General features: G+C 68.3%; 8 protein-coding genes and 1 riboswitch. Of the genes, 7 read left to right on the top strand and 1 reads right to left on the bottom strand.

Annotated features, from left to right (window positions below):
• Positions 1 to 413 (bottom strand): acyltransferase domain-containing protein (locus HET64_RS16800; RefSeq protein ID WP_251145423.1); only part of this gene is annotated, 413 nt, incomplete at its 3' end.
• A 305-nt stretch (positions 414 to 718) separates the two neighbouring features.
• On the opposite strand from HET64_RS16800, the gene rpsB reads away from it, so the two are divergent.
• The 7 genes from rpsB to HET64_RS16765 all read left to right on the top strand — a co-directional run bounded on the left by rpsB (position 719) and on the right by HET64_RS16765 (position 7,944).
• Complete coding sequence (gene rpsB, locus HET64_RS16795; protein WP_215106373.1) at positions 719 to 1,699, top strand: 30S ribosomal protein S2; 981 nt, start codon at positions 719 to 721, stop codon at positions 1,697 to 1,699.
• A 99-nt stretch (positions 1,700 to 1,798) separates the two neighbouring features.
• On the top strand, positions 1,799 to 2,635 hold the full coding sequence (tsf, locus tag HET64_RS16790; RefSeq protein WP_007452481.1) for a translation elongation factor Ts: 837 nt from the start codon (positions 1,799 to 1,801) through the stop codon (positions 2,633 to 2,635).
• Positions 2,636 to 2,796: 161 nt separating this feature from the next.
• On the top strand, positions 2,797 to 3,570 hold the full coding sequence (gene pyrH, locus HET64_RS16785) for a UMP kinase (RefSeq protein ID WP_215106371.1): 774 nt from the start codon (positions 2,797 to 2,799) through the stop codon (positions 3,568 to 3,570).
• A gap of 122 nt (positions 3,571 to 3,692) precedes the next feature.
• The gene (gene frr / locus HET64_RS16780) at positions 3,693 to 4,250 is read left to right on the top strand and encodes a ribosome recycling factor (RefSeq protein WP_018960718.1); all 558 of its coding nucleotides are present in this window, start codon (positions 3,693 to 3,695) and stop codon (positions 4,248 to 4,250) included.
• Positions 4,250 to 5,335: a phosphatidate cytidylyltransferase gene (locus tag HET64_RS16775; RefSeq protein WP_215106369.1), complete on the top strand. Its 1,086-nt coding sequence runs from the start codon at positions 4,250 to 4,252 to the stop codon at positions 5,333 to 5,335. Before frr ends, HET64_RS16775 begins: the two co-directional genes overlap by 1 nt.
• Positions 5,336 to 5,444: 109 nt before the next feature.
• A complete protein-coding gene (gene rlmN, locus HET64_RS16770; protein WP_007452477.1) occupies positions 5,445 to 6,551 on the top strand; it encodes a 23S rRNA (adenine(2503)-C(2))-methyltransferase RlmN in 1,107 nt (368 codons plus the stop codon).
• 100 nt (positions 6,552 to 6,651) lie between these two features.
• A riboswitch (TPP riboswitch) is annotated at positions 6,652 to 6,768 on the top strand.
• 81 nt (positions 6,769 to 6,849) lie between these two features.
• Entirely contained in the window at positions 6,850 to 7,944 is a 1,095-nt protein-coding gene (locus HET64_RS16765; protein ID WP_215106367.1) for a thiamine ABC transporter substrate binding subunit, read from the top strand.
• Positions 7,945 to 8,001 lie beyond the last annotated feature (57 nt).

Here is an 8,001-nt window from a genome sequence, read left to right as displayed (position 1 = left end):
CCGATCTCGACCAGAGCCGTCAGCCCACGCCCCTCCAACTCCCCCACCGCATCAGCAAACCGCACCTCAGCACGGGCATGCCGCACCCAATACTCCACCGACCCGACATCACCACCACCCCCAACCGCCGACACAAAATCAACCGACGGAGCGTGAAAATCAAGCGTGTCCAGCACCTGCCGGAACTCACCCAACATCGGCTCCATCAAAGGCGAGTGGAACGCATGCGACACACGCAACCGCCGCACCCGCACACCCCCCTCGACGAACCCGGCAACAACCTCCTCCACCACATCCCGCACACCCGACACCACCACCGACGACGGACCGTTCACCGCCGCCACCGACACCGCATCACCACGCGGGTGCACAGCGATCGCAGCCTGGACCTCGGCCTGGATTCCGGGGATCAAGGGCCGTACCTGTGGACTACTCGCCGGTTGTGGATATCGCGGCCACCCGGCCGTGGACGTCACCGTCATCCGGCCGTGGACGTCACCGTCACCCGCTTGTGGACATCGCCGTCACTGGGCACCCGACCGGTCCCGTACACTTCTTACGGCGATCCGGGTCACCGGGTCGACTTCGCACGCCCCGCCACCTCCCTCTTCTCGGAGGTGGCCGCGCTCCTCGGTCCCTCGTGGCACGGCGCGTCGGGGCGTCAGGCGCGAGCGCAAACCTGCGGTCGCGATAACCGAGCACCTCAAGGAGTACGGCCATGGCCGTCGTCACGATGCGGGAGCTGCTGGAAAGCGGCGTCCACTTCGGTCACCAGACCCGTCGCTGGAACCCGAAGATGAAGCGCTTCATCTTCACCGAGCGCAACGGCATTTACATCATCGACCTGCTCCAGTCGCTGTCGTACATCGACCGCGCCTACGAGTTCGTCAAGGAGACCGTCGCCCACGGCGGCTCCATCATGTTCGTGGGTACGAAGAAGCAGGCCCAGGAGGCCATCGCCGAGCAGGCGACGCGCGTCGGCATGCCGTACGTCAACCAGCGTTGGCTCGGTGGCATGCTCACCAACTTCTCCACCGTCTACAAGCGCCTTCAGCGTCTGAAGGAGCTTGAGCTCATCGACTTCGAGGACGTGGCCGCCTCCGGCCTCACCAAGAAGGAGCTCCTGGTCCTCTCGCGCGAGAAGGCCAAGCTGGAGAAGACCCTCGGTGGTATCCGCGAGATGCAGAAGGTGCCCAGCGCCGTCTGGATCGTCGACACCAAGAAGGAGCACATCGCCGTCGGTGAGGCGCGCAAGCTCCACATCCCGGTCGTCGCGATCCTCGACACCAACTGCGACCCCGACGAGGTCGACTACAAGATTCCGGGCAACGACGACGCGATCCGCTCCGTCACCCTGCTCACCCGCGTGATCGCCGACGCCGTCGCCGAGGGCCTCATCGCCCGTTCCGGTGCCGCCACCGGTGACTCGAAGCCGGGCGAGAAGGCCGCCGGCGAGCCCCTCGCCGAGTGGGAGCGCGACCTGCTCGAGGGCGACAAGAAGGACGAGACCGCGGCTGCCGCCGAGGTCCAGTCCTCCGCCGAGACCGAGAAGGTCGCCGACGCCGAGGAGCCGGCCGAGGCCGTCGCCGAGGCCGAGGCCGCTGTCGAGGCTCCGGCCGCCGCCGAGGCTCCGGCCGCCGCCGAGGCTCCGGCCGCCGCCGAGGCCCCGGCCGCCGACGCGGACGCCGAGCAGGCCTGACACCCGTCACGGCTGCTGACGGCGGGGGCCGACGCCACAAGCGTCGCCCCCGCCGTTCACCCGTAGATCTTTCAGACTTCGAGAGAGACATACAGACTCATGGCGAACTACACCGCCGCTGACGTCAAGAAGCTCCGCGAGCTCACCGGCGCCGGCATGATGGACTGCAAGAAGGCGCTCGACGAGGCCGACGGCAACGTCGACAAGGCCGTCGAGGCGCTCCGTATCAAGGGCCAGAAGGGTGTCGCCAAGCGCGAGGGCCGCTCTGCCGAGAACGGTGCCGTCGTCTCCCTCATCTCCGAGGACCAGACGTCCGGCGTCCTCCTCGAGCTGAAGTGCGAGACGGACTTCGTCGCCAAGGGCGAGAAGTTCCAGGCCGTCGCCAACACCCTCGCCGCTCACGTCGCCGCCACCTCCCCGGCCGACATCGAGGCGCTCCTCGCCTCCGAGATCGAGGCCGGCAAGACCGTCCAGGCGTACGTCGACGAGGCCAACGCCAACCTCGGCGAGAAGATCGTCCTGGACCGCTTCGCGCAGTTCACCGGCGCGTTCGTCGGTGTGTACATGCACCGCACCATGCCCGACCTGCCCCCGCAGATCGGTGTTCTGGTCGAGCTGGACAAGGCCGACGCCGAGCTGGCCAAGGGCATCGCGCAGCACATCGCCGCCTTCGCCCCGAAGTACCTGTCCCGCGAGGACGTCCCGGCCGAGGTCGTCGAGGCCGAGCGTCGTGTCGCCGAGGAGACCACGCGCGCCGAGGGCAAGCCCGAGGCCGCGCTCCCGAAGATCGTCGAGGGTCGGGTCAACGGCTTCTTCAAGGAGGCCACCCTCCTGGGCCAGCCGTACGCGCTGGACGCCAAGAAGTCGGTCCAGAAGGTCCTGGACGAGGCCGGTGTCACCCTGAAGCGCTTCTCGCGCATCAAGGTCGGCATCTGAGTCCGTCCGGGCGAACAGCGCCGGACCCGATAGGGTCTGGTGCAGTCGACGGCCGCACCCACGCCGGACGACCGCAGATCTGACGAGGAGGCCATTGCCGCTGTAGGGACACCAGACCCACCGGCAATGGCCTTCTTCGTATGTGCACGAGGAGAATTTCCATGGACAAGGGCGCGGACGCCATTCAGGCCGACGACAAGCGCGACGACAAGGGTTCCGGACGCTTCATGCTGAAGCTCTCCGGTGAGGCATTCGCCGGTGGCGGCGGTCTCGGCGTCGACCCCGACGTCGTGCACACCATCGCCCGCGAGATCGCCGCCGTCGTACGCGACGGCGCCCAGATCGCGGTGGTCATCGGAGGAGGCAACTTCTTCCGCGGCGCCGAGCTCCAGCAGCGCGGCATGGACCGGGCCCGGTCCGACTACATGGGCATGCTCGGCACCGTCATGAACTGCCTGGCGCTCCAGGACTTCCTGGAGAAGGAGGGCATCGACTCGCGCGTCCAGACCGCCATCACCATGGGCCAGGTCGCCGAACCGTACATCCCGCTCCGCGCCGTACGGCACCTGGAGAAGGGGCGCGTGGTGATCTTCGGCGCCGGTATGGGCATGCCGTACTTCTCCACCGACACCACCGCCGCCCAGCGCGCCCTGGAGATCGACGCCGAGGCGCTGCTGATGGGGAAGAACGGCGTGGACGGGGTCTACGACTCCGACCCGAAGGCCAACCCCGACGCGGTGAAGTTCGACGCGCTGGAGTACGGCGAGGTGATCACCCGCAATCTGAAGATCGCCGACGCCACCGCCATCACACTCTGCCGTGACAACCAGCTCCCGATCCTCGTCTTCGAGCTGACCACCGAGGGCAATATCGCTCGCGCGGTCAAGGGTGAGAAGATCGGCACGCTCGTGAGCGACGAGAGCACCCGGGCCTGACGGCCCCCCAGGATGGACAACGGCCTGCCGGTCGGACACCGTGCAGGTGAGGACGCGACGCAGGACCCGCAGGGCCAGGCGATGACGACGCCGGGCCCACCCAAGACACGCAGGAGCACGTGGTGATCGAAGAAATCCTCCTCGAGGCCGAGGAGAAGATGGAGAAGGCCGTTGTCGTCGCGAAAGAGGACTTCGCCGCGATTCGTACCGGCCGCGCGCACCCGGCGATGTTCAACAAGATCGTCGCCGACTACTACGGCGCGCTGACCCCGATCAACCAGCTGGCCTCGTTCTCGGTTCCCGAGGCGCGGATGGCCGTCGTGACGCCGTTCGACAAGACCGCGCTGCGCAACATCGAGCAGGCGATCCGCGACTCCGACCTCGGTGTCAACCCGAGCAACGACGGCAACATCATCCGGGTGACGTTCCCCGAGCTCACCCAGGACCGCCGCAAGGAGTACATCAAGGTCGCCAAGACCAAGGCCGAGGACTCCAAGATCTCGATCCGCTCCATCCGCCGCAAGGCCAAGGAGACCCTCGACAAGCTCGTCAAGGACAAGGAGTCCGGCGAGGACGAGGTGCGCCGCGCCGAGAAGGAGCTCGACGACACCACCGCGAAGTACGTCGCGCAGGTGGACGAGCTGCTCAAGCACAAGGAAGCCGAGCTGCTCGAAGTCTGATGAACGACTCTTCCTGGGGTGCCCCGCAAGGAGCCGGTTACTGGGGCACGCCCGAGATGAGGGCTGCCCCGGCGGGTCCTGCCCACGATGTGCATGGCGCCCAGCAGACTCGGCCCATGCCCAACGTGCCGGACGTTCCCGACGCAGGTAGAGACGCACAGAGCCGCGACGACCGGGACAGGGAAGCCGCTCACGTCAGCGGCCCCCTGTTCCGTGACGAGAAGCCGCAGGAGCCCATGTCCACCCCGCTGCCGCCCCCGCCGCAGAAGAAGCGCGCGGGGCGTGATCTGCGCGCCGCCATAGGGGTGGGCGTGGGTCTCGGCGCCGTCATCGGCGTCTCGCTGTTCATCGTGAAGGCCGCTTTCATCGGCGTGATAGTGGCCGCGGTCGTCGTCGGCCTCTGGGAGCTGACCTCCCGCCTCCAGGAACGCAAGGGCATCAAGGCGCCCCTGGTGCCGTTGGCCGTCGGCGGAGCCGCGATGGTCGTCGCGGGTTACGCGCGAGGCCCCGAGGGCGCCTGGATCGCGATGGCCCTGACCGCCCTCGCGGTGCTGGTCTGGCGGATGACCGAGCCGCCGGACGGGTATCTCAAGGACGTCACGGCCGGGGTCTTCGCGGCGTTCTACGTCCCCTTCCTGGCCACGTTCGTCGCCCTGATGCTCACGGCGGACGACGGGTCGTGGCGGGTCCTGACCTTCCTGATCCTCACCGTGGTCAGCGACACGGGTGCGTACGCGGTCGGCTGGCGCTTCGGCACGCACAAGCTCGCCCCGCGCATCAGCCCCGGCAAGACCCGCGAGGGCCTGTTCGGAGCGGTCGCCTTCGCGATGGTCGCCGGCGCGCTGTGCATGGAGTTCCTGATCGACGACGGCGCCTGGTGGCAGGGACTGCTGCTCGGCCTCGCGGTCGCGGCCAGCGCCACCCTCGGCGACCTGGGCGAGTCCATGATCAAGCGAGACCTCGGGATCAAGGACATGGGCACCCTGCTCCCCGGCCACGGCGGCATCATGGACCGACTGGACTCGCTCCTGCCGACCGCGCCGGTCGTCTGGCTGCTGCTGGTGCTGTTCGTCGGCTCCGGCTGACCGCCCCGGCATCCCGGCACCCTGTCCCACCTGCACGTTTCACGAGCGAGGGTCCGTTGTCCACAGGGCGGCGGGCCCTCACCCGTCTGTCTGCGACACTGGATGAACCATGCCTAAGCCCGGAGAACTCACTTTCGTCGCGCCCCGCGGATCCAAGAAGCCGCCGCGGCACATCGCCGACCTCACGCCCGCCGAGCGCAAGGAAGCGGTCGCCGCGACCGGTGAGAAGCCGTTCCGCGCCCAGCAGCTCTCGCAGCACTACTTCGCGCGGTACGCGCACGACCCGGCCGAGTGGACGAACATCCCGGCCGGATCGCGGGAGAAGCTCGCCGAGGCGCTGTTCCCCGATCTGATGTCCGTGATGCGGCACATCAGCTGCGACGACGACACGACGCGCAAGACCCTGTGGAAGCTGCATGACGGGACGCTCGTCGAGTCCGTCCTGATGCGCTACCCCGACCGCGTCACGATGTGCATCTCCTCGCAGGCCGGCTGCGGCATGAACTGCCCCTTCTGCGCCACGGGGCAGGCCGGCCTCGACCGCAATCTGTCGACCGCCGAGATCGTGCACCAGATCGTCGACGGCATGCGCGCCCTGCGCGACGGCGAGGTGCCCGGCGGGCCCGCACGGCTGTCCAACATCGTCTTCATGGGCATGGGCGAGCCGCTCGCCAACTACAACCGTGTGGTCGGCGCGATCCGCCGTCTCACCGACCCGGAGCCGGACGGCCTCGGCCTCTCGCAGCGCGGGATCACCGTCTCCACCGTGGGCCTCGTCCCGGCCATGCTGCGCTTCGCCGACGAGGGCTTCAAGTGCCGTCTCGCCGTCTCGCTGCACGCCCCGGACGACGAGCTGCGCGACACCCTGGTCCCCGTCAACACCCGGTGGAACGTCCGCGAGGTGCTGGACGCCGCCTGGGAGTACGCCGAGAAGTCCGGCCGCCGGATCTCCATCGAGTACGCCCTGATCCGGGACATCAACGACCAGGCCTGGCGGGGCGACCGGCTCGGCCGGCTGCTCAAGGGCAAGCGGGTGCACGTCAACCTGATCCCGCTGAACCCCACGCCCGGCTCGAAGTGGACCGCCTCGCGGCCCGAGGACGAGAAGGCCTTCGTCGAGGCCATCGCCGCCCACGGCGTGCCCGTCACCGTCCGGGACACCCGTGGTCAGGAGATCGACGGAGCCTGCGGGCAGCTGGCGGCCTCCGAGCGCTAGCCTCTCCCGGACGCCGGACGCCGGACGCCGGACGCCGGACGCCGGACGCCGGACGGGCGGCCGAAATCCGCCGGTGTAGCCTGGGCTCGAAATCAACTTCATATTCCGACAGGGGAGCGCCACAGCGCTGAGAGTGCGGCACCAAGGACAGGTTGGCCGCAGACCCTCTGAACCTCGCCCGGGTCATTCCGGGTAGGAAGTTCGGACCTTACTCAAGCTGTTGCGCCCTGCCCGCTTCCGGTTCGCCGGACAGCGGGCGGGGCCGCGTCTCTTCCTGGTCATCTCCAGGAGGAATCACATGAACACCACCACGAAGTACGCGGCGACCGCGCTCGCCGCCGCTCTCGGCGTCACCGTGCTCGCGGGCTGCGGCGACGACGGTTCCGCCGGCTCCGGTGAGTCCGAGGGCCCCGGTTCCAAGACCGTGACCCTGGTCAGCCACGACTCCTTCAACGTCTCGGACAAGGTGCTGAAGGCGTTCACGAAGGAGACCGGCTACAAGGTCGAGATACTCAAGAGCGGCGACGCCGGAGCCGCGCTCAACCAGGAGATCCTGACCAAGGGCTCCCCGCGCGGCGACGTCTTCTTCGGCGTCGACAACACGCTCCTCTCCCGTGCCCTCGACAACGGTCTCTTCACCGCGTACGAGGCCAAGGGCCTGGACACGGTCGCGGCGGACACCCAGACGGACGAGAAGAGGCGGGTCACGCCCGTCGACACCGGCGACATCTGCGTCAACTACGACAAGAAGTACTTCGCCGACAAGAAGCTCGCCCCGCCGAAGACCTTCGACGACCTGCTGAAGCCCGCGTACAAGAACCTCCTCGTCACCGAGAACGCCGCCGGTTCCTCGCCCGGCCTCGGCTTCCTCCTCGGCACCATCGCCGCCCAGGGCGAGGACGGCTACGAGGCGTACTGGAAGAAGCTGAAGGCCAACGGCGTCAAGGTCGTCGACGGCTGGGAGCAGGCGTACAACGAGGAGTTCTCGGGCTCCGCGGGCGGCAAGAAGGCCAACGCCGACCGGCCGCTCGTCGTCAGCTACGCCTCCAGCCCTCCCGTCGAGGTGCTCTACGCCGACCCGCAGCCGAAGGAGGCCCCCACCGGGGTCGCCACCGGCACCTGCTTCCGGCAGACCGAGTACGCCGGACTGCTGACCGGGGCGAAGAACGAGGCGGGCGGCAAGGCGCTGCTGGACTTCATGATCAGCAAGACGTTCCAGGAGGACATGCCGCTGAACATGTTCGTGAACCCGGTCGTGAAGGACGCGACGCTCCCCGAGCTGTTCACGAAGTTCGGCGAGAAGATCGACACGCCTCCCACCGTCGCGCCCGAGAAGATCACCGCCAACCGTGAGCAGTGGATCCAGTCGTGGCAGTCGCTGGTCCTGAAGTAGAGCCCGGGGCGAAGACCGCCGAGGCCGCCCGGGAACGGCACGGGCCCGGGCGGCGCG

The organism is Streptomyces sp. McG3 (assembly GCF_018619185.1).
In the GTDB taxonomy this organism is placed as follows: domain Bacteria; phylum Actinomycetota; class Actinomycetes; order Streptomycetales; family Streptomycetaceae; genus Streptomyces.
This window is presented reverse-complemented; position numbering and strand designations above follow the sequence as displayed.